We start from the raw sequence: 22,682 nt of genomic DNA, 5'->3' as shown, positions 1-22,682 counted from the left end.
GGCGCCCGGCCGCCCTGGCGACTGCGCGACTGCCGGCATCACGGCGCGCGCCGCTCAGCGGCACTGGCTGGCCGAAGCCTCAGCGGTGTCGCACCGCACCGCATCGGCCAACGCCTCGCCGATCGCGTGCTGAACGACGGCCGGGTTTTCCAATAGATAGAAGTGCCCGCCGTCGAACTCGCGGAAGCTGACCGTGTGCCGCGACGCGCGCAACCAGTCGCGTTGCCCGGCGGGGCTCAGCAACGTGTCGTCGCGGCCCGAGAAGACCGTAACGGGGCAGGGTAGCGCCGTCGCGGACGGCAGCGGGAAGCACGCCTCGACCACGCGGAAATCCGCCTTGGCCAGCTTCAGCAGCATCGCCCGGAGCGCGTCGTGTTCGACCACTTCGCGCGGCGTGCCGCCGAGCGACACGACATAGTCGACGATTTCCGCGTCATTGCGCCGGTGAACCGGCGCGCCATCGAGCGGCACGTGGCGATGCGGGTAGAACGGCGCATCCGTGCCGGACGCGCCGAGCCAGACGGGTGGATGCCCCAGTTGCGCCATGTCGCGCGCGAAACAATACGCGATCAGCGCCCCCATGCTGTGGCCGAACACCGAGTAGTCGCGTGGCAGCAGCGGCCGGAGGGCCCGCAGGAAGTCGATCAGTTCGGATAACGTATCGATCGCGCGCGTGCCCAGGCTCTTGCCGCGACCGGGCAGTTCGATCAGCCATACCTCGATATCGTCCGGGAAGGACGCCCCCCACCGGTAGTAATTGGCCGCCGCGCCGCACGCGTGATGGAACACCAGCAGCCGGTGCCGAGCCGTCGGGCGCTCGCGCGGAATGGTGAGGGTACTGGGTAGCAAGGCCATGCTTCGAGACTCCGCTTTAAAAAACGAACCATACAAACTTTTCAAACAATTCTGCCGATTATCGATTTAATCGAAAAGGCACGTCGCTTTCTATCTGTTCACATATTTATGAAACAATGGAAGTGATTATTGGTGATCCCCGATTATGATTTATTCAGTTTTTATGCAATAGAAATGTAATTGTTTTTAGATGGGTTATGGTAAAGTCTGCTCGCTTCGATTTCAAAGTGCTTGCATCGTTGTCCGGCTTGGTCGGGCGTGCTGTTTTTATAGAAATATCGAATCATGTTATGCGTGTGACACGCTTGATCGATTATTGAAACGAGAGAGACATGGAAGCCGAAATGCCGAAAAACGACGCCGTTTTCAAGGTGGTCGTCAATCACGAGGAGCAATACGCGATCTGGCCTGACGACAAGCATGTGCCGGAAGGCTGGCGGGCGGCGGGCCCGTCGGGAACGCGGGACACCTGTCTCGAATGGATCAACGCCAACTGGACCGACATGCGGCCATTGAGCGTCCGGGTCGCGCTGTCGGCCTGATTGTCGACGCGTCGCGCCACGCAAGACGCACAAAAAGATAAAGGAACGATGCGGCATCTCGCGGCCCGGTGACGGGGCGCGCGGGAGCATGCTGCGTTTCGCCGAGAGAATCCGAGGGTAAAACACACCATGTTTGTCGATGATCGCCTGGGGGTCTTCCTCAATACAGGCATTCTGGCTTCGCGCGCGCATGACCTGGGCCTGCTGATCGAGCGGCAGGACGCACTCATGCAGCAATTCATGGAAGCGAAATTCGAGCCGGCCGCCTGCGCCGCATTGTTGCGCGACGCGATTGCGCGCTATCCGTTCCTGGAGGAGCTGTTCGATCCGGATTCGGTGGCGGCCGGCGGCTGCATCGCGAGCCGTGCGCTGCTCTACGATCTGCATCAGCGCCGCGACCGCTGGACGCTCGCGCTCGCGCCGCAGCACGGCGAGCCGATCGTGCTCGACACCGCCGCCGGCGACGTGCCGCAGCTCGCGAACGCGCTGCGCGACGCGCTGCAGCGCAACCACTGGCAGCCGCTGTCCGAGCTGTACGCGGATCCCCGCCTGCTCGGCTGCGAACGGCCCTCGGGCGACGCGGCGCTGGCGTGGCCGGCGTTCGACGGCCCGGGCATCCAGCGGCTCGAACACGCGTCGCTGCTGATCGCCTCCGAAACCACCCGCCTGTTGACCGACCCGATCAGCCTCGCGATCGGCGGCAACGTCGGCCTGCCCGATCTCGATCGCGCGCCGTCCAACCTGGGTCAGCGGATCGACGGCATGCTCGTCACGCACGGGCATCTCGACCACTGGCACGTCCCGACGATCCTGCGGCACGGCGGCGACGGGTCGGTGCCGGTCATCGTGCCGCACATCCCGGTCGCATCGCTGCTGGCGCAGGACGACATGCAGCAGTCGCTGCGCGACGTCGGGCAGACGGTGCTCGCGCCCGGCTGGGGCGAGACGGTGCGGATCGGCGACATCGAGATCGACATCCTGCCGTTCTACGGCGAGCAGCCGACCATCGGCGCGGCCGTGCCGCCGCACGACGTGCGCAACTGGGGCAATTGCTACCGGGTCACGACGCCGCAGTTCTCGGTGATCCTGCTCGTCGACAGCGGCGAGGACGCGAAGGGCTCGGTGATGGACGTGATCGACCGGTCCGTCGCCCGGCGCGGCCGGCCCGACCTGGTCCTGAGCTGCTGCCGCGAGCTGCGCAAGGCGCCGTTCTGGCAGGGCCTGTTCACGTTCTGGATGGTGCTGCCGATGACCGAACTGCAACGCCTGCCGCGCATCGCGGAAGCGGGCGACGGCCCGTCCATCACGCTCGGCCCGTCCGGTATCGGCGAGCTCTGCGCGCGCGCCGGCGCCCGCGCGTTCGCGCCGTATGCGAACGGGTTCTGCGGCATCGCCACCGAGATCGGCGACATCGGCTGGATCAACGGCGAGCCCGCGGAAGCCGACACGCTCGACCAGATCGACGCGCGCATCGGCGCGCTCGGCGGCGACACCCGCGTGATTCGCTGGCTGCCCGGCGACGTGCTGCGCCACAACGGCGATTGGCAGGTGTCCTGATTTTCTTCCTGTCGACAGGAGCCCCACGATGACTGGCAGCAAGATTGTGCCGATGCCGCGAATTCGCTACGACGGCAGCCGGAGCATGCGCGACGTTCTGGCCGGACTGAAGCATCCGGCCGTGCTGGAAGGATTCATCGAAGCATGGCCCGCGCGCACGCGCTGGACGCCGGATTTCTTCGTCGAGCGCTACGGCGAGCACGAGATCACGGTGGAGACGTCGCAGCTGTCGCCGACGCCGACGCAACCGGATCTCTACCTGGGCGCGCGCCGCTACGAGACCGCGCGCCTCGGCGCGACGATCCGGGCGATGCAGGCGCAGGGCAGCGCCCGCACCGCGTACATCACCTACGCGGCGATCTATTCGACGGCGCCGGAGTTGAAGGACGACATCGCGCCGCTGCACGAGCAGCACGGCTTTCCCGGCTGGATGCCGCACTGGCTGCGGCGCAGGCTGGTGTTGCGGCCGGGCTTCTGGCTCGGCCCCGAAGGGATCTCGTCGCCGATGCATTTCGACCGGCATGAGAACCTGAACGTACAGGTGTACGGCCGCAAGCGCTGGGTGCTGTTCGCGCCCGGGCAGTCCGCCAACGTGTATTACCGGCAGCGCCGCGATCTGCCGGTGATCTTCAGCCCGGTGGACATGAGCGATCCGGACCCGGTGCTGTTTCCGCGCGTGCAGTCGGCGCCGCGCCACGACTTCGTGCTGGAGGCGGGCGACGTGCTGTACCTGCCGCCCGGCTGGTGGCACTACGTGGAATCGCTGAGCGATTCGATCAACGTGAACTACTGGTGGTGGTCGCCCCGCGCCGTGCGGACCTTCTGCCGGGTCGAGCTCGCGAGCCTGTGGCAGGCGCTCGCGCGCCGGTGGGGCCGCGCGACCGGCACGGCCGGCAAGCCGATGTCGATGCCGCGCTGATGCGCCGGCGCCACGCCGTTCGTTCTATCGGGCCGCCGTGCCGGCGGCCGTGTCTCTTCAGGAAGCCATGATGCAGAACGAGTTTGATTTCACCGTCATCGATGCGCTGTACGCGACCGGCTATCACGGGCCGCGCGCGCTCGACAAACCGGAGTTCTACTGGCGTTCGATGCTCGGCTCGATGGTCGCGTATCGCGACAGCTTCTTTCGCCCGCTCGGCGAGGAGATCGCACCGGCCGATGCGCGCGACGGCATCGAGATCGAGGCCGCACGCTGCGAGTACGAGGGCAGCCGGTTTCATCACGCGCTGCCGATGAACATCTCGTCGCTGCGGCAGTTCGCGAACCACTGGCACCTGGTGCTGCCGACCATCTCGACGCTGCGCGACGGGTATTGCCGCCTGCGCGGCCACGACGGCGCGGTGTCGATGCTCGACCTGTGGTTCATCAGCAAGCTGTGCCAGCTGCTGCCCGCGTACCTGATCCGCCGGCGCGAGCAGCCGGCCGACCCGGACGGCATTCCCGTCGTGCCGTCGATCATCTACCGGATCTCGCTCGGCATGCACCGGATCGTGCATATCTCGCTGATCAAGCGGATGGCGTCGGGCGGCGATCCGGCCGCGCCGTGCCTCGCCAGCGACGCGTATTACCTGGTCGCCGAGGCGGCGGGCCTGCTCGTCGGCCGCAACTCGGTGTGCGCGGGGCCGCAGACGATGGTCGAGCAGGCCTACCGCGCGATGATCGAGCCGGCGCCGCCGGCGGGCGCCGAAGCGAGCGCGGCCGAGCCCGGCTTCTACCGCTACGCGGCGGCGTTCCTGAAGCTCGAAGCCGAAAAATACCTGTTCGCGGTGCGTGCGGCGCAGCAGTTGCGCGCGCTGATCGTCGCGCTCGATGCGGTGCCCGGGCACGCGCGCACGCAAGCGTTCCGCGACGCGCTGGCGCGCTTCGAGGATTGGTCCACCGAACACACGAGCCCGCTCGCGCACGAGATCGCCCGCGAGGATCTGGCGATGCTGCTGCAGGGCGACGAGGCCGAGATCGCGCGCGCGCAGCAATGGCCGGCGGGGACGGTGCTGCGCCAGATGACGGCCGGGCTGAACCAGCTCGTCGCCGCGGCGGACCGGATGTGCGTGGCCACGCTCGGCGCACACGGGCCGGCGCTGCTGGCCGAGATCGACGCCATGCGCGACGCGCAGCGCGACGCGGACGAATGGTCGGCCGACGCGTTCGCGGCGCACGGGCTCGACGCCGCGTCGGCGCGGGCGACGGCGGCCGCGCTCAATACGTACCTGCACGACGAGCGTGCCGCGCAGCGGATCTTCACGCGGCTTCAGCAGGAGGTGGACCGCGCGCTCGGCATCGGCGACGCCATCGCACCGTACTCGGCCGACGACATCGCCGCCGTGTTCGGGCCGCGGCTGCGCCACTGCATCGCCGAACACTTCACGGAACCGGACGTCGCGGACCACGCGGTCCGTTGACGCGCGGCGCGCCGGGATCGACCCGCCGCGTCGTCGTTCATGTCCTTCACGTCCTTCATGCATCCAGACAGGGGCTACCATGCGTACCACTTCGCTTTCAGCCTATCAGTACCGCTTCTGGCTCGAGTGGCAGCTCAATCCGCACTCGTCGGCCTACACGACCGCGCTCGTCTATCGTCTGTCGGGTCCGCTGGATCGCGACGCGCTGCGGCGCGCACTGGACGCGTTCGTCCACGAGCATGACGAAGGATGCCGCAGCACGTTCCGGATGGGCGACGCCGGCGTGGTGCGGGATGTGCACGACCGGGTGACGGTCGCGCTCGACTACCGCGACGCGCGGGCGGCGCCCGCGCTGGACGCCGCCGAGGCCGACGCATGGATCGCCGCGCGCGCGGCGCACGTGTTCGCGCTCGACGACGCGCCGCTGTTTCGCTTCGCACTGCTGCGCGAGGATGCCGATGTGCACCGGCTCGTGCTCAGCTTTCCGCACATCATCTCCGATGCGTTTTCAGCGGTGTACATCAACCAGCGGCTGACGGCGCTGTACAACCACGCGCTCGGCGTGGGCCCGGCGCCTGCGCGCACGTTGCGGGGTCTCGGCGAGCAGCTTGCGTTCGAAGCCGCGTACCGCGCGTCGTCGCGGTACGACGAAGATCTCGCCTATTGGCTCGGCGCGCTGGCGCACGCGCCGCTCGGCCTCGAGTTCGAGGCGGCGGCATCGGCCGCGCCGCGCGAGGGGCGCATTCATCGGTTGCGCTTCGATGCGGACACCACGCGCCGGCTGCGCGCGCGTGCCCGCGCGAGCCGCTCGACGCCGTTTCTCGTGCTGTCGAGCCTGTTCGCGATCGCGCTGGCCCGCTGGCAGGACGTGCGCGAGCTGGTCGTGACCTATCCCGTCAACATGCGCTCGCCGGGTTTTCGCGATGCCAGCGGATGCTTCGTGAACAACCTGCCGATGAGCTTTTCGCTGCGGCAGGGCGACACGTTCATCGACATCGTCGCGCGCACCACCGCCCAGCGTGCGGACGGCAAGCGCCATCAGCAGCTGTCGCTGACCGACCTCGTGACGGCACTGCGGCGCACGCGTTCGCTGGCCGATACGCCCGTCTTCAACGTCGGCGTGACGGAAGCGTTCTTCGTGCAGGATGCACCGCTCGCCTTCCACGGCGTGCAAGCGGAATTGCTGCCGGCGGTCGCCGCCGAGCGGCCGTTCGACCTGAACTTCGCGTATCAATTGACCCCCGACAGCCTGTACGTGAATCTCGAATACGACACGGGCCGCGTGCCGGCGGCGCGGATCGGCGAGTTCGCCGCGCGCTTCGGCCGGCTGCTGCGCGCGTACCTCGACGACGATGCGCAGCCTGCGCTCGCGGTCGACCTGCTGGCTCCCGAGCAGCGCGCGCGGCTCGCGCATTACTGGCATGGGCCCGAGCGTACGCTCGACGCGACGGACTGGCCGGCCCGCTTCGCCGCGCAGTGCGCCGCGACGCCGGATGCGCCGGCCGTCCAGTTCGGCGCGGAGCAGCTGACCTATCGCGAACTGGATGCGCTGTCGGCCCGGCTGGCAGGTTTTCTCGCGGCGCGCGGCGTGACGCCGGGGGCCCTCGTCGGGCTGTGCTGCGAGCGTTCGACGGAGATGGTGCTGGCGATCCTCGCGGTGCTGCGTGCGGGCGCGGCCTACGTGCCGCTCGATCCCGCCGCGCCGCCGGAGCGGCTGCGGCGCATCGTCGACGATGCCGGGCTCGCGCTGCTGCTTACACAGCAGCACCTGCTGGCGCGCCTGCCCGCCGGGCCGGTCGCGCGGCATGCGCTGGACGACCGGGCGGCCTGGCTCGCCGCCGCGCCGCTGCCGGCGCAGCGCCTGCACCCGGACGGGATCGCGTACGTGATCTACACGTCCGGCTCCACCGGCACGCCGAAGGGCGTCGCCAACACGCATCGCGCGCTGGTCAACCGGCTCGACTGGCACGGCTCGCTGCTCGACGATGCCGCGCCGGTGCGCGTGCTGCAGAAGACGCCGTACTTTTTCGACGTGTCGGTCTGGGAATTCCTGTGGACGCTGCAGAGCGGGCATGCGCTGGTGATCGCGCCGCCGGAGCTGCACAAGGACCCGGCCGGGCTGACGGCGCTGCTGCGCCACGCGCGCATCGCGGTCGCGCACTTCGTGCCGTCGATGCTGAACGCGTTCCTGGACGCGGTGCCCGGGCAGCGCTTCCCGGATCTCGCGCTGGTCGTCTGCAGCGGCGAGGCGCTGCTCGCCGAACAGGCCGAGCGCTTCCACCGGCTGCTGCCGGGCGTGCGGCTCGCCAACCTGTACGGGCCGACCGAGGCGGCGATCGATGTGACCGTGTGGCATTGCGCGCCGGGCGAAGTTCACGCGCGCGCCGGCGTGCCGATCGGCCGGCCGATCGACAACGTGTCGCTGTACGTGCTGGACGCGAGCCTCGAGCCCTGCGCGCCCGGCAACGCGGGCGAGCTGTACATCGGCGGCGCGGGGCTCGCGCAAGGGTATGTCGGCCGCCCGGATCTCACCGCGGCGAGCTTCGTGCCCGATCCGTACGCGGGTCGTGCGGGCGCGCGCATGTACCGCACCGGGGACATCGCGATGTTCGGCGAGCACGGCGAACTGCATTACCTCGGCCGGCGCGACGAGCAGGTCAAGCTCAACGGCAACCGGATCGAACTGCGCGAGATCGAGGCGTGCCTGCTGGCGCTGCCGGGCATCGCGCAATGCGCGGTGGTGCCGGTGCGGGTACACGGGCGCGTGCGGCTGCTGCACGCATTCGTCGAGCCGGCCGCGGGGTGGGACAGCTGGCCGGCGGACGCGCTGCACGCGGAGCTGGCCGAGCGGCTGCCCGAAGCGATGCGTCCGGCGCGCATCGACGTGGTGGAGCGCATCGCGTTGCTGCCTGCCGGCAAGATCGACCGCAAGCGCCTGGCCCAGCTCGCCGACGCGGCGCTCGAGACGCGCGCGCGCGGCGCCGATGTGCGCGCAAAGACGCCGTTCCAGGCCGAGGTCGCCGCCGAGTGGTCGGCCGTGCTGGACGTCGCCGACATCGGGCCGGACGACCATTTCTTCATGCTCGGCGGCAGCTCCGTGCAGGCGATCCAGCTGATCGGGCGTCTCAATGGCCGCTACGGGCTGCTGCTGTCGCCGCCGCTGCTGTTCGGCGCGCCGCAGCTCGACCGGTTCAGCGCACAGGTGCTGGTGGCGCTCGGCCAGAAGGCCCAGCGGGAGGACAGCCTCGAAGCGCTGCTCGATCGCCTCGCGCCGGACGACATGGACGAACTACTCACAGTGTTTTCATCGTCGGGAGAGCTGGTTTGATGTCGCATAACGATTCCACCGAAAACAAGCGTCGCCAATTGCTCGAAGCGTTCGGCAGGCAGCGTGGCGCGGGCAGCCGCGACGCGATCACCCGCCAGGCGCGGCCGGCGGACCTGCCCGCGTCGGCGGAACAGCTGCGGATGTGGGTGCAGATGGCGATCAGCGGCGGCGTCGGCCATTTCCACGTGCCGCATGTGCTGGAGATCGCGGGCACGCTCGACGAAGCGGTGTTGCGGGCGGCGCTGCGCGACGTGGTCGCGCGGCACGAGGCGCTGCGCACGACGTTCGACGAGCGCGACGGCGGCTTGTACCAGCGTGTGCACCCCGAGCTCGATTCGTCGCTGCCGGTGCATCGTCACGCGGCGGGCGCGACCGACGCGGAAATCGCCCGTGCGATCACCGCCGAAATCGCGCAGCCGTTCGACCTGGCGCACGGGCCGCTGCTGCGCGTGTCGCTGCATCGGGTCGGCGACGCCCGGCAGATTCTCGTGCTGACCGCCCATCACCTGATCGTCGACGGGTGGTCGCTGGAACTGATGCTGTCCGACTGGTGGTCGGCCTACGCGGCGCGGCTGGCGGGCCGCGAGCTTGAGCCGCCCGTCGACGACGGGCCGCACTATGCGGACTATGCGCTGTGGCAGCAGGCGCGCAGCGCCGCGGACAATGCGCCGGGTCTTGCGTACTGGCAGGGCAGGCTGACGGGCGCGACGACGCTCGAATTGCCGTTCGCGCTGCCGCGCCCGTCGCGGCGCGCGCACGACGGCGAACTGGTGTTCTTCACGATTCCCGCCGCCGTGCGCGCGCGGGCCGAGGCGCTGGCGCGGCGGCAGGGCGGCACGCTGTTCACGGTGATGCTGGCCGCGTGGCGGTGCCTGCTCGGCGACTACGCCGGCCAGGACGACTTCTGCATCGGCACGACCGCGTCGAACCGCGTGCATCCGGGCAGCGAGCGCATCGTCGGCTTCTTCGCGAACCTGCTCGCGTTGCGTACCGCGCGGCAAGGCTGCGCCACGTTCGCCGCGCTGGTCGAGCGCGAGCGCGACACCGTCGCCGACGCGCTGCGGCATCAGGCGGTGTCGTTCGACCAGGTGGTCGAGCAGGTCGGCGTCGCGCGCGATGCCGCGCGCAGCCCGCTGTTCCAGGTCAACTTCGTGCTGCAGGACACGAAAGGCGCGGTGCCCGGTGCCGCCGAGCCGGCGGCACCGGCCGGGATGCCGGCGATGACGGTGCGCGACGACCTGTACCGCTACGCGCAGTTCGACCTGACGCTGTTCGCCGAGCTGACGTCCGACGGCGTGCGCTGCTGCACGGTGTTCCGCACCGATCTGTTCGAGGCCGCCGATATCGAGCGGCTGTCGCGCACCTATGCGCAGTACCTCGACGCGCTGACCGCGCAGCCGGACGCGCCGTTCGGCACGCTCGCGCGCGGCGACGCGCCTTCGCTCGACGCGCTGCGCGGCTGGCAGAGCCGGCCGCTCGGGCAGCCGCTGCCCGACTCGATCGGTGCGGTGATCGACGCGCTCGCACGGCAGCATCCGGGCCGCACGGCGATCCGCCACGGCGACGCGACGCTCGACTACCACGCGCTGAACGCACGCGCGAACCGGCTGGCGGATCACTTGCGCGATCTCGGCGTGTCGCCGGGCTCGACTGTCGGCCTGTGTCTCGAGCCGGGCGCGGAACTGATCGTCGCGATGCTGGCGGTGCTCAACGCGGGCTGCGCGTATGTGCCGCTCGACAGCCGCTATCCGGCGGACCGGCTGCGATTCCTGCTCGACGACAGCCAGGCGAGCGTGATCGTCACGCGCGAGGACGTGGTGGCGCGCACCGACGCGCTGCGCGATGGCTATCTGAACCTGATCGTCCTCGAGGATCACGACGACGAGATCGCCGCGCGCGACGGTGCGTTCGTCGCGAGCGGGCTGCCGGCGCAGATGCCGGCGTACCTGATGTACACGTCGGGCACCACCGATCGTCCGAAGGGCGTGATCGTGCCGCAACAGGCGATCCTGCGGCTCGCGTACCGGCCGGCCTATCTCGACGTGACGCCGGACGATGTGTTCCTCCAGTTCGCGCCGACGGCATTCGACGCGTCGACGTTCGAGATCTGGACCGCGCTCCTGAACGGCGCGTCGCTCGCCGTGCCGGTCGGGCGCGACGCGTCGCTGGACCAGCTCGGGCCGTTGCTGGTCGACGCGCGCGTGACGATCCTGTGGCTGACGAGCGGCCTGTTCGCGGCGATGGTCGATCACGCGCCGGACGCGCTGCGGCAGCTGCGCTACCTCGTCTGCGGCGGCGACGTGCTGTCGCTGCCGCACGTGGCGCGCGCCCGCGCGCTGCTGGAACACGGCCAGGTCGTCAACGGCTACGGGCCGACCGAGACCACGACCTTCGCAACCACCTACCCGGTACGCGGCGCGCTGGCGGCGGGGCGCACGGTGCCGATCGGCATGCCGATCCAGGGCACGTCGGTGTATGTGCTCGACGACGACCTGAATCCGCTGCCGGCTGGCGCGGCGGGCGACATCTACATCGCGGGGCTCGGTGTCGCGCACGGCTATGCGAATCGGCCGGACCTGACCGCGGCCGCGTTCGTGCCCGATCCGTATGGCGGCGAACCCGGTGCCCGCATGTACCGCAGCGGCGACGTCGGCTACTGGGCGCATGACGGCGCGCTGCACTACCTCGGCCGGCGCGACCGGCAGGTGAAGCTGCGCGGCTACCGGATCGAGCCGGCGGAAATCGAGGCGGCGCTGGCCGCGTGCCGCGGCGTGCAGGCCGCCGTCGTGACGGTCGACGCGACGCCGCAGGGCGACAAGCAACTCGTCGCGTACTGGACCGCAAGCGCGGGCACAGGCGCGGACGTGCCGGACGAAGCCGGCCTGCGCGCGCAGCTGCGGGCGTCGCTGCCGGATCATCTGGTGCCGGCGCGCTTCTACGCGGTGCCGCACTTTCCGCTGACGGCGAACGGCAAGGTGGACCGGGCCGCGCTCGCGCGACTCGCGCCCGCCGAAGCGCCCGTCGACGCGGCGCCCGAGACGCTGACGGACACGCAGCGCGTGCTGCGCACGCTGTGGGAAGACGTGCTCGGCCGCAGCGGGTTCGGCCTCGACGACGGCTTCTTCGATCTCGGCGGCGATTCGCTGCTGGCGATCCGGCTGAAGGCGCAGGCGCAGCGCCACGGGCTCGAATTCGAGATCCAGGACCTGTTCGTCCACCAGAGCGTGCGTACGCTGGGCGAGCACATCGAGCGGCAGCGTGGCGCAGGCGCGGCCGCGCCGGCCGAGGCCGTCGTAGCCCGGGCGCCGCTAACGAGCGAAGCGGACCGCGCGCGGCTGCCGGCCGGCGTCGTCGACGCGTATCCGCTCAGCCGCCTGCAACTGGGGATGCTCTATCACAGCCTGCGCCACGAGCGCTCGAGCCTGTACCACGACGTGATCGGCTACGAGGTTGCGTATGCGTACGACGAAGCCTGCCTCGCGCACGCGCTCGACCGGCTGTCTGCCCGCCATCCGGCGTTGCGCACCGCGCTGCGGATGGAGGGGTTCAGCGTGCCGCTGCAGCTCGTGTTCGACACGGCGCGCATTCCGCTGGCGGTCGCCGACCTGACTTCGCTCGACGCGACGGCGCAGGCCGCCCGGATCGCCACGTTCATGGACGGCGAGCGGTTCGCCGCGTTCGACATCGCCGCCGCGCCGCTGTTTCGCTGCTTCGTGTTCAAGCTGGCGGCGCAGCGCTTCAAGCTGGTGTGGAGCTTCCATCACGCGATGCTCGACGGCTGGAGCGAGGCCGCGCTGACCGCCGAATTCATCCGGCTCTACACGGCGGGCCTGACGGGCCAGCAGAACCGGCAGAACGACGAGCCGGTGCAGGCCGGCTACCGGGATTTCATCGAACTCGAACAGGCCGCGCTCGCCGATCCGGCCCAGCGCGAATTCTGGCGCGGCCAGCTCGACGGCGCGCAGGCGCTGTCGCTGCGCCGCGCGCCGCTGCCGGGCGACGCAGCGGACGAACGTGTGGATTATCTGGAGGTCGAGGTCTCCGTCGAACTGGAGGCGGCGCTGCGCGCGCTCGCGCGCGATGCAAACGTGCCGCTCAAGAGCGTGCTGCTCGCTGCCCACCTGCGCGCGCTGCAGGCGCTGAGCGGGCGGCGCGACGTGCTGACGTCGATGGTGACGCACGTGCGGCCCGAGACCGAGCATGCGGAGCGCGCGGTCGGGCTGTTCCTGAATTCGGTGCCGGTGCGCGCGGCGCTCGACGGCGAAGCGTCGCCCGTCGCGCAGGTGCGGCAGGTGTTCGAGATCGAGTCGGGCATTTTCCGGCACCGCTTTTATCCGTCGCAGCAGATCCGGCAGGACAATGGCGGGATCGAGCTGGGTGAGGTGTTGTTCAATTTCACGAGCTTCCACGTGCTGCGCGAGCTGGACGACGCGGACGTTCGGATGCTCGCGGGCCGCGACGGCCATGCGGTCAACAGCTTTCCGGTGCAGGTCGATTTCTCCGTCTCCGCGAGCGACCAGCGGCTGCGCTGCATCGTCGGCTACCGGGCCGACAGCCTGCGGCGCGCCGACGCGGAAGACATCGCGCACGCCCAGCACGAAGCGCTGCGGCTGCTTGCCGGCGCGCCCGCGGCGGCGTGGCTGCTGCCTGCCACGCTCGCGCGGCTCGACGACTGGGCGGCGCCGAAGCCGGGGCTGCCGGTTGGCGCGAGCGTCGGCGAGCGCCTCGCTGCGTGCGCGGCCGCCGCGCCGGACGCCGTCGCGCTGATCGACGACGCGGGCGAAACGACCTATGCGGCGCTGCTCGAACAGTGCGACCGGCACGCCGCTGCGCTCACCGCGCTGGGCGTGCGGCAGGGCGACGTCGTGGCGGTGTGCGCGGGCCGCACGGCGGCGACGTTGCAGACCGTGCTCGCGCTGTTCCGGATCGGCGCCGTGTATCTGCCGCTCGATCCCGCGTTGCCGGAAGCGCGCCATCGCTTCATGGTGGATGACGCGCGTCCGGTGGCGATCGTCGGCGATGCCGCCGCGCCCGCCTGCCTGCGCGCGTGCGGCGTGCGCTTCGTCGAGCAGGCGGCGCTGGCGGAAGCGGGCCCGGCCGCGTTGGCCGCCGCGCCGCGCGTCAGCCCCGGCGACCCGGCCTACATTCTCTACACGTCCGGCTCGACCGGCACGCCGAAGGGCGTGCTGTGCCGCCAGGAAGGCGTCCTCGCGCTGTTCGACGCGCTGGCCCACACTTATCCGCTGGCCGCGGGCGACCGTGTGCTGTGGAAGACCGCGCAATCGTTCGACGTTTCGCTCACCGAAATGCTGTGGCCGTTGATGAAGGGCGCCGCGATCGTGATCGCGCGGCCGGACGGCCAGTACGATCCGCGCTACCTGCAGCGCGCGATCGAGCAGCATCGGGTGACGGTGGTCAATTTCGTGCCGTCGATGCTGCACCTGTTCCTGCAGTCGCTCGACGCCGGCGCGGCGAACCCGCTGCGCGCGGTGTTCGCCGCCGGCGAGCCGCTGCTGCCCGCGACCGTCGAGCTGGCGGCGCGCGTGCTGCCGCACGCGCCGCTGTTCAACGCATACGGCCCGACCGAGGCCAGCATCTACGCAACCGTGTGGCGCTGCGCGAGCGGCCCCGTGTTGATCGGCCGCGCGGTGGGCGACGTCGGTACGCATATCCTCGCGCCCGATCTCGCACGGCTGCCGATCGGCGTGACCGGCGAGCTTTACCTCTCCGGGCGCGCGCTGGCGTCGGGCTACCTGAACCGGCCCGAGCTGAGCGCGGAGCGCTTCGTGCCAAACCTGCATGCGACCTGCGACGCGGATCGCGTGCTGTATCGCACCGGCGACCTGGCCCGCTTCGATCGGCACGGCGATATCGAATTCGTCGGCCGCGACGACCAGCAGGTCAAGGTGCGCGGCTTCCGCATCGAGACGGGCGAAGTCGAATCGGTACTGGGCCGCCATCCGGGTGTCGCCAAAGTCGCGGTGCTCGCGCGTTCGGGTAGCGCGGGCGCCGTGCTCTGCGCGTTCGTGCAGGCGGCGGGTGCGCTGCCGGACGGCGCGCTGAAGGCGCATGCGCAACAGGCGCTGCCGCCGTACATGGTGCCCGACCGGATCGTCGTGCTCGACGCGATGCCGATGACCGGCAGCGGCAAGATCGATCGTCTCAAGCTGGCCGACTGGCCGCTCGACGCGGCGGGCACCACCCACCACGACGGCCCCGCACGCCGCGCGCCCGGCGATGCCGAGGCCGCGGTCGCGGCGATCTGGCGCGACGTGCTCGGCCTCGCCGAGATCGATCCGGACACCAACTTCTTCGACGCCGGCGGCCACTCGCTCGCGTTGATCCAGTGCCAGGCGCGGCTTCGTCGCGAGTTCGGCCGCGATGTCGACATCGATCACCTGTTCCGCTACACGACGATTCGCACGCTGGCCGGCTGGCTGTCCGCGTCCGGCGAGCCGTCGGCCGACGCCGGCGTCGGCGCCGGCGCCGGCGGTGCGGCCGCGGCCGCGTCGCGTGTCGACAGCCGCGACGTCGCGATCATCGGGATGAGCGCGGCCGTTTCGGGCGCGGACGACGTCGAGCAGTTCTGGCGCATGCTGCTCGCGGGCGAGGACGGCATTACCCGGCTCGACGACGCGCGGCTGCGCGCGCTCGGCGTGCCGGACGACCTGCTCGGCAATCCGCGCTTCGTTGCCGCGCGCGGGTTGATTCGTGATCCGGACTGTTTCGACGCAGCCTTCTTCGGCTACACGCCGCGCGAAGCCGAGATCATGGATCCGCAGCAGCGCAAGCTGATGGAGGAAAGCTACCGCGCGCTCGAGGACGCCGGTTACGCCGGGCCCGGGCATGCGCGCGACGTGGGCGTCTACGTCGGCGTGGGCGCGAGCCAGTACCTCGCGAACCACGTGCTCGGCAACCGCGACGCGGTCGACGCGCTCGGTTTGTACCAGATCAACGTGCTGAACCAGCCCGCGACGCAGATTGCCTACCGGCTGAACCTCACCGGCCCCGCGGTCACGCTGAACACCGCGTGCTCGACGTCGCTGGTCGCGCTGCACATGGCCGCGCGCGCGGTCGCGCAGGGCGACTGCGAACTCGCGCTCGCGGGCGCGGCGTCGATCGGCGTCGACGGCGTGCCGGGCTATCTGCATCGCACCGGCGGGATCTTTTCCGCGGACGGCTATTGCCGCGCGTTCGACGCGGCCGCGAGCGGCACCGTCGAGGGCAGCGGCGCGGGTGCGGTGGTGCTGAAGCGGCTCGATCTTGCGCGCCGCGACGGCGATCACGTGTATGCGGTCGTCAAGGGCTCCGCGATCAACAACGACGGCCACGACAAGGCCGGCTACACCGCGCCGAGCCCCGCGGGCCAGGCACGGGTGATCCGCGCCGCGCTGGCGGACGCGGGCGTGGACGCCGCGTCGGTCGGCTATGTCGAGACGCACGGCACCGGCACGCTGCTCGGCGATCCGATCGAAATGGCCGCGCTGAAGGCCACCTACGGACAGCATCCGGCACGTACCCCGCGCCTGCTCGGCGCGGTCAAGACGAGCGTCGGGCACCTGGACAGCGCGGCGGGGCTCGCGGGCGTGATCAAGGCGGCGCTCGCGCTCGAACGCGGCAAGGTGCCGGGCACGCTGCACTTCGACACGCCCAACCCGCTGCTCGAACTCGACGACGCGGCGTTCCGCATCACGGCGGAAGCGGCCGACTGGCCGGACGGCGGCACGCCGCGCCGCGCGGCCGTCAGTTCGTTCGGCATCGGCGGGACCAATGCGCACGTGATCCTGGAAGCCGCGCCGCCCGAGGCGGATGCGCCGACGGCCGCCGCCGCGCATTGCCTGCGGCTGTCGGCCGCCACGCCGGACGGGCTGCGGCGCGCGGCGGACGGCCTCGCCGCCGCGTGGCGCCGCCACCCGGAATGGGCGCTGGCCGACGTCGCGCATACGCTGCAGGCCGCCAGACAGGACCACGCGTGCCGTGCCTTCGTGATCGCCGAGTCGCGCGACACGGCGCTCGACGCGCTGGCCGCGGGCGGGTTGCTGGCCACCGGCGACGCGCCGCACGCGCGTCCGGTGATTTTCCTGTTCACCGGGCAGGGCGCGCAGGCCGCGGGGATGGCGCGCGACCTGCATCGCGAGAACCCGGTGTTCCGCGCCGCGCTCGACGAGGTGTGCGGGCGGTTCGCGGGGGCGGCCGGGCTGGCGCTCGAACCTTACCTGCTGGGCGAGGCGAGCACCACCGACACGGCGCTGGTCCAGCCGCTGCTGTTCGCGTACGAGTACGCGCTGTATCAGGCATGGGCTGCGCTGGGTGTGACGCCGGACTACCTGATCGGCCACAGCCTCGGCGAACTGGTCGCCGCGTGCTGCGCGGGCGTGTTCTCGCTCGACGAGGCGGTCGGCCTCGTGGCGGCGCGCGCAGCGGCAATGCAGGCGCAGCCGGCCGGCGCGATGCTGTCGGTATCGATCTCGGAGGACGAACTGGCCGCGCAGCTGCCGCCGACGCTCGCCATCGCGGCGGTCAACGGGCCGCTGCAATGCGTGGTGTCCGGCCCGGTGGACGCGGTCGACGTGTTCGCGGCGCACCTGCGCAACGCGGGTGTCGCGCATGCGCAGCTCGCGTCGTCGCATGCGTTCCATTCGACGATGATGACGGACGCGGCAGCGCGCGTGCAGGCGCAGGCCGCGACGATGACGCTGCGCGCACCGCGCATCCCGATGATCTCCAACCTCGACGGCACGCTGCTGGATGCGCAGCGCGCGACCGATCCCGCGTACTGGGCCGCGCACGTGCTCGGTACCGTGCGTTTCTCGGCGGGCGTGCGGACGCTGGCGGCGCTGGGCGACGCGCTGTGGGTCGAGATCGGCCCGCGCGACGTGCTGGCGGCGCTGGTGCGCGGGCATCGCTGCGCACCGGCCGACGCGGTGCTGGCAAGCTTCACGGAGCGCACGCCGCGCACGATGGCGACCCTGCTCGCCGGCTACGGCCGGCTGTGGGCGAAGGGCGCACGACTGACACGCCGCGACGCGTACGCGGGCGAGCGCCGCAAGCGCCTGCCGTTGCCGGGCTATCCGTTCGAGCGGACGCGTCACTGGCTGCCGGCACAGCAGGGCGGCCGCATCGAGCGCGCGCAGCCGGAGGCGCCGGCCGTTGCATCGGTTGCCGCACCGGTTGCGGTCGACATCCCGCGCGCCGCACCGGTCGAAACCGACGACGTGCGGCATGCGTTGACGCGCATCTGGACGGAGTGCCTCGGCCATGAGCGGATCGCGCCGACCGACGATTTCTTCGAGCTGGGCGGCGATTCGCTGCTGGCCGGGCGCGTGCTCACGCGGATTCACGAGCGGCTGAATACGGAGCTGACGCTCGAGGCGTTCTTCAGTGCGCCGACGATCGACGGGCTGGCCAGTGCGATTCGCGTGCAGGCCGAACCGGCGCAGCCCGCCATGCGTGTCGCAACGACGCCGGACGGCCTGCCGGCCGCCGGGTCGCGCCGCGCGCCGATGTCGTTCCAGCAGCGCCGGCTGTGGACGCTCGAACGGCTCGGCATGGGCGGTTCGGTCTTCCACCTGCCGCAATGCCTGCATCTGCACGGCGACGTCGATCGCGCCGCGCTGCACGCGGCGCTCGCCGGGCTGGTCGCGCGCCGTCCGGTGCTGCGCACGTCGTTTCACGAGGGGCCGGACGGCGGCGGCGAGCAGCACGTGCATGCCGACGCGGCGGTCGCGCTGTCGATCCATGCTTACGCAGGCGACACGGACGACGCACTGCGCGCGTTCGTCGCGCAGCATCGCGACGCGCTGCGGGCGGAGCCGTTCGATCTCGCGCGGCCGCCGCTGTTTCGCGCGCGGCTGCTCGAACTCGGGCCGCGCCGCGCGTGCCTGTTGATGTCGTTCCATCACATCGTCGTCGATGGCTGGTCGTTCCGGCTGATCGCGCAGGATCTCGCGTCGCTGTACGGCGCGGCGAGCCAGGGGCGCGCGCCGGATGCCGCGCCGCCCGCCTGGGATTACGCGGACTACAGCGAGGAGCAGGCGGCGCGGTTCGCCGCCGGGCACTACGCGGCGCACGAGGCGTTCTGGGCGCATCTGGACGGCGCGCCGGTGCTCGATCTCGGCGGCGACCGGCGCCGCGCGCGCACGCCTGGGCGCCTCGCGCACAGCGGCCGCGTCGCGGTGGACGCCGGGCGCGCAGGGCAGGTCGACGCGCTGGCGCGGCGCTTGCGGACGACGCCGTACGTCGTGTTCCTGTCCGCGTTCCTGCTGATGCTGTCGCGGCGCACCGGGCAGCGCGACCTGGTGGTCGGCTCGCCGGTTGCCAACCGCGCGTCGAGCCGCACCGAAGGGCTCGTCGGCTTTTTCGTCAACCTGCTCGCGCTGCGCGTGGCGTTCCCGGCGGCCAGCAGCAATCGGGCATGGATCGAGCGGGTGCGCGACTGCGTGCTGGCCGCGCACGCGCACCAGGACTATCCGTTCGAAAAGCTGGTCGAGCGCTTCGCGGGCCCGCGCGACACGTCGCTGACGCCGCTGTTCCAGGTGGTGTTCTCGATGCAGGAGGCGCCGGTTCGCAATGTGCGGATCGGCGCGCTGGACGTCGCGTTCGAGGACACGCCGGAAACGGAAACCGAGTACGACCTGACGATGAACCTGCATCGCGATGGCGCGGGCTACGGCGGCGTGCTGCTGACGCGCGACGGCGCGCTGGAGCGGGGCGAGGCGGACGAGGTGGTCGAACAGTTCCAGGCGGCGCTGGACCTGCTGCTGACGCTGCCGGACGATGCGCCGCTGGGCGACGCGGGCGTGCTGTCGGCCGCGCAGCGGCAGGCATGGCAGGCGGCGTCCGGGACCGCCGGCGCGCCTGCGCGGGCGGCGTCCGACCTCGTGTCGCTGCTGTCGGGCACGCTGACGGCCGGCAATGCCGCGCCCGCGGTTGCCACCGCGCACGAGACGCTCAGTTACGGGGCGCTGCGAGCCCGGGTGGACCGGGTCGCGGGCGCACTGCACGCGCGCGGCGTCCGCACCGGCGACCGTGTCGCATTGTGCTTGCCGATGGGGCTCGACGCACTGGTGGCGCTGCTCGGCGTGTTGCGCGCCGGGGCGACCTACCTGCCGCTCGATCCCGCCGCGCCGGCCGCGCGGCAGCACGCGATCCTGTCGCAAGCGGCACCGGTGCTGCTCGTGCACGACGCCACGGCGGCGCCGCCGGCGTGGCCCGGATGCACGGCGATCGCGTTCGCCGCGCTTGGCGACGCGCCCGCCGGCGCGCTGCCCGCGTGTATCGATCCGCAGCAGGCCGCCTATACGCTGTTCACGTCCGGCTCGACCGGCGTGCCGAAGGGCGTCGACGTCAGTCATCGGGCGGTCGCGCACAAGATCCAGGCGCTGTGCGCCGCGTATCGGATGACGGCCGACGACCGGGTCGTGCAGTTCTCGTCGCTCGTGTTCGACGTGTCGATCGAGGAGATCTTCACGACGCTGTCCGCTGGCGCCTGTCTGCTGTTGCTCGATCGCGCGGCATGGCCGACGCTCGGTGCGTTCAGCGGCCTGCTCGACGCGCAGCGCGCGACCGTGCTCAATCTGCCCGCGTCGTTCTGGCGCGAATGGGTGCGTGCGATCCGGCTCGGCGAGGCCGCGCTGCCGGCGCGACTGCGCCTGGTCGTGACGGGCAGCGAGACGGTGCCGCTCGCGGCGGTGCAGGCATGGCGCGCCGTGACGGGCGGCCGCGTGGCGCTGATGAACGCGTACGGGCTGACGGAAAGCGTGATCACGTCCGTCGTGCACGACGTGCCGGCCGACGCGCGCCCGGACGAACGCGACGTGCCGATCGGCGCGCCGCTGCCGGGCACCACGGCCTATGTGCTCGACGCGCACCTGCAACCGGTGCCGCCGCTGTGCCGCGGCGAGCTCTACCTCGGCGGCAGCGCGCTCGCGAGCGGCTACCCGGGCCGGCCCGGGCAGACGGCCGCGGCCTTCCTGCCCGATCCGTTCGCCGGCCAGCCGGGCGCGCGCATGTATCGCACCGGCGACCTCGTGCGTCGGGACGCGGACGGCGCGCTGGTCTACCTTGGCCGGAGCGATCGCCAGATCAAGGTGCGCGGGGTTCGCGTCGACCTGGCCGAGGTGGAGGCGCTGCTGCTCGAACAGGACGGCGTGCGCGAGGCGGCGGTGCGGCTGTCGAGCGGGCCCGATGCGCTGGCGCCACGCCTGGAGGCGTTCATCGTCGTCGACCCCGACGCGTCAGGTGCGCCGGCCACGCCACGCGACGCGGCGCGCGAGCGGCTGCGCGCGCTGCGCCGCGTCGCGCCGGCGCATCTGGTGCCGCATGCGCTGGCGATCGTGCCGTCGCTGCCCAAGACGTCCGGCGACAAGATCGACCGCCAGTGGGTGTCGGCGGCGGTGCTGCCCGACGAAGCCGCGGACGGCGACGAAACGCCGCCGCTGCGCGCGCTGCTGGCGGTGCTGCGCGACGTGCTGCGGCTGGAGCGGATCGGCCGGGACGACAACTACTTCGGGCTGGGCGGCGACTCCATCCTGGTGCTGCGCGCCGTCGCGCAACTGAACCGGGCGGGCTGGACGGTCGATCCGCAGGATTTCTTCGCGACCCCGACCCTCGCGGACCTGGCCGATTGCCTGCGACCGCTGGCGGTGCGGCCTGAGGCGGACGATGCGTCCGGGTTCCCGTTGACGCCGTATCAGCGGCGCGTGTTGCAGCGCCCGCACGCGCACCACTGGAACCGCTCGTTGCTCGTTCAGGCGGCGCAGCCGCTCGACGCCGACGCGCTGCGGGCCGCGTTCCGTTCGCTGCTCGACGCGCACCCGGGGCTGCGGTGCGTATTCGACGCCGACGCGCTGCCGGGCCGCATCGCGCCTCCGGATGCGGACGCCGTGCAGCGCTGCTTCAGCAGCCACGACCTCGGCACGGCGGACGATGCGGCCTGCTTCATCGCCGCGCACGGCACGACGCTGCAACAGGGCTTCGATCTCGCGCACGGGCCGCTGGTCCGGATCGCGCACTACCGGTGCGGTGCGGCCGGCGACCGGCTGCTGCTCGTCGTGCACGGGCTGGTGGCGGACAGCCATGGCTGGGCGGTGCTGCTGGACGACCTGGCCAACGCGTATGCGGCGCATGCGAACGGCCGAACGCCGGCACTGGCCGCGCCGACGCTGGCGTATCCGGCCTATCTTCGCGCGCTGGACGCACGCATTGCCGCTGCGCGGGAGGCGGGCGAAACCGCCGCGTACTTCGCGCCGATGGCGGCCAACGTCGCGCTGCCGCGGGATCGGCACGCGGAACCCGGCGACAACTCGGAGGCCAGCCAGCAGGTCGTGCGCGACCGGCTGACGGGCGACGCGGCGCGACAGATGCTGGCCGTCGTGCCGCAGCGCCTGCGCGTGAAAGCCGCCACCGTCGCCATCGCGGCGGCCGCGCGCGCGCTGACCGATTGGGCGGGCGGCGCGGTGGTCGCCGATCTCGGCCGGCACGGCCGCGACTGGCTCGACGACGGGCCGGCGGTCGAGCGCGCGGTCGGCTGCTTCGTCTGCGACGTGCCGCTGCTGTTGCCGCATCACGCCGGCGCGCCGAGCGTCGCCGCGCTGCGCGGGTGGGAGGCGGCGCTCGCCGCGCTGCCGCCGGCCGCTCTGGGCGGCGCGGACGTGCCGCCGCCCGCCGGCGTCGATCCCGACGCGTGGCGGCGCTGCGTGCAGCCGCAGGTCAGCGTCGATTTCGTATCGGCGGCCGCCGCGCGCCCGTCCGCGTGGTTCTCCGCCGCGCCCGAGGCGGTGGGCGCGGACCGCGCGGCGACCGACGAACGTTCGCACCTGCTGAACCTCGTCTGCGTCGCGGGCGAGGGCGAACTCGCATTCGAGTGCCGTTACAGCGACGCCGTGCACACGCGCGCCACCGCCGAACGGTTGCTGCGCCGGTGGCGCGAGCACATGGAGGCCGCGCTCGCGCATGTCGCCGACGCCGCCGTTCCCGTAGTCGAACACGATCATTCCTGAC

Annotated in this window: 7 protein-coding genes; 6 read left to right on the top strand and 1 reads right to left on the bottom strand. The window is 71.5% G+C overall.

Translation table 11 applies throughout. The annotated features are described in order from the left end of the window. Positions 1-54: 54 nt before the first annotated feature. Complete coding sequence (locus tag BCO18175_RS14555; RefSeq protein WP_174981849.1) at positions 55-855, bottom strand: thioesterase II family protein; 801 nt, start codon at positions 853-855, stop codon at positions 55-57. A gap of 332 nt (positions 856-1,187) precedes the next feature. On the opposite strand from BCO18175_RS14555, the gene BCO18175_RS14550 reads away from it, so the two are divergent. The 6 genes from BCO18175_RS14550 (at position 1,188) to BCO18175_RS14525 (ending at position 22,681) form a co-directional block, all read left to right on the top strand. Continuing rightward, positions 1,188-1,397, top strand: coding sequence for an MbtH family protein (locus BCO18175_RS14550; protein ID WP_174981847.1), 210 nt, complete (start codon positions 1,188-1,190; stop codon positions 1,395-1,397). A 129-nt stretch (positions 1,398-1,526) separates the two neighbouring features. Continuing rightward, complete coding sequence (locus tag BCO18175_RS14545) at positions 1,527-2,954, top strand: MBL fold metallo-hydrolase (RefSeq protein WP_174981846.1); 1,428 nt, start codon at positions 1,527-1,529, stop codon at positions 2,952-2,954. Positions 2,955-2,982: 28 nt separating this feature from the next. Next, a complete protein-coding gene (locus BCO18175_RS14540; protein ID WP_174981844.1) occupies positions 2,983-3,873 on the top strand; it encodes a cupin-like domain-containing protein in 891 nt (296 codons plus the stop codon). Between the two features lie 70 nt (positions 3,874-3,943). After that, positions 3,944-5,353 (top strand): hypothetical protein, encoded by a 1,410-nt coding sequence (locus tag BCO18175_RS14535; RefSeq protein ID WP_174981842.1) that lies wholly within the window; start codon positions 3,944-3,946, stop codon positions 5,351-5,353. 79 nt (positions 5,354-5,432) lie between these two features. Continuing rightward, the gene (locus BCO18175_RS14530; protein ID WP_174981840.1) at positions 5,433-8,681 is read left to right on the top strand and encodes a non-ribosomal peptide synthetase; all 3,249 of its coding nucleotides are present in this window, start codon (positions 5,433-5,435) and stop codon (positions 8,679-8,681) included. Further along, positions 8,681-22,681, top strand: a complete 14,001-nt coding sequence (locus BCO18175_RS14525) for a non-ribosomal peptide synthetase/type I polyketide synthase (RefSeq protein ID WP_174981838.1) — start codon at positions 8,681-8,683, stop codon at positions 22,679-22,681. The genes BCO18175_RS14530 and BCO18175_RS14525 overlap by 1 nt, the downstream gene beginning before the upstream one ends. Position 22,682: the final 1 nt, after the last annotated feature.

It is taken from the genome of Burkholderia lata, from assembly GCF_902499335.1.
Classification (GTDB): Bacteria; Pseudomonadota; Gammaproteobacteria; order Burkholderiales; family Burkholderiaceae; genus Burkholderia; species Burkholderia lata_B.
Note: the sequence above shows the minus strand (reverse complement) of the source record. Positions and strands in the feature narration are given on the sequence as shown.

What these genes read in the sequence shown, in the direction of transcription:
- BCO18175_RS14555 (WP_174981849.1), bottom strand. Translation starts at nt 855, where the DNA reads ATGGCCTTGCTACCCAGTACCCTCACCATTCCGCGCGAGCGCCCGACG.
- BCO18175_RS14550 (WP_174981847.1), top strand. Translation starts at nt 1,188, where the DNA reads ATGGAAGCCGAAATGCCGAAAAACGACGCCGTTTTCAAGGTGGTCGTC.
- BCO18175_RS14545 (WP_174981846.1), top strand. Translation starts at nt 1,527, where the DNA reads ATGTTTGTCGATGATCGCCTGGGGGTCTTCCTCAATACAGGCATTCTG.
- BCO18175_RS14540 (WP_174981844.1), top strand. Translation starts at nt 2,983, where the DNA reads ATGACTGGCAGCAAGATTGTGCCGATGCCGCGAATTCGCTACGACGGC.
- BCO18175_RS14535 (WP_174981842.1), top strand. Translation starts at nt 3,944, where the DNA reads ATGCAGAACGAGTTTGATTTCACCGTCATCGATGCGCTGTACGCGACC.
- BCO18175_RS14530 (WP_174981840.1), top strand. Translation starts at nt 5,433, where the DNA reads ATGCGTACCACTTCGCTTTCAGCCTATCAGTACCGCTTCTGGCTCGAG.
- BCO18175_RS14525 (WP_174981838.1), top strand. Translation starts at nt 8,681, where the DNA reads ATGTCGCATAACGATTCCACCGAAAACAAGCGTCGCCAATTGCTCGAA.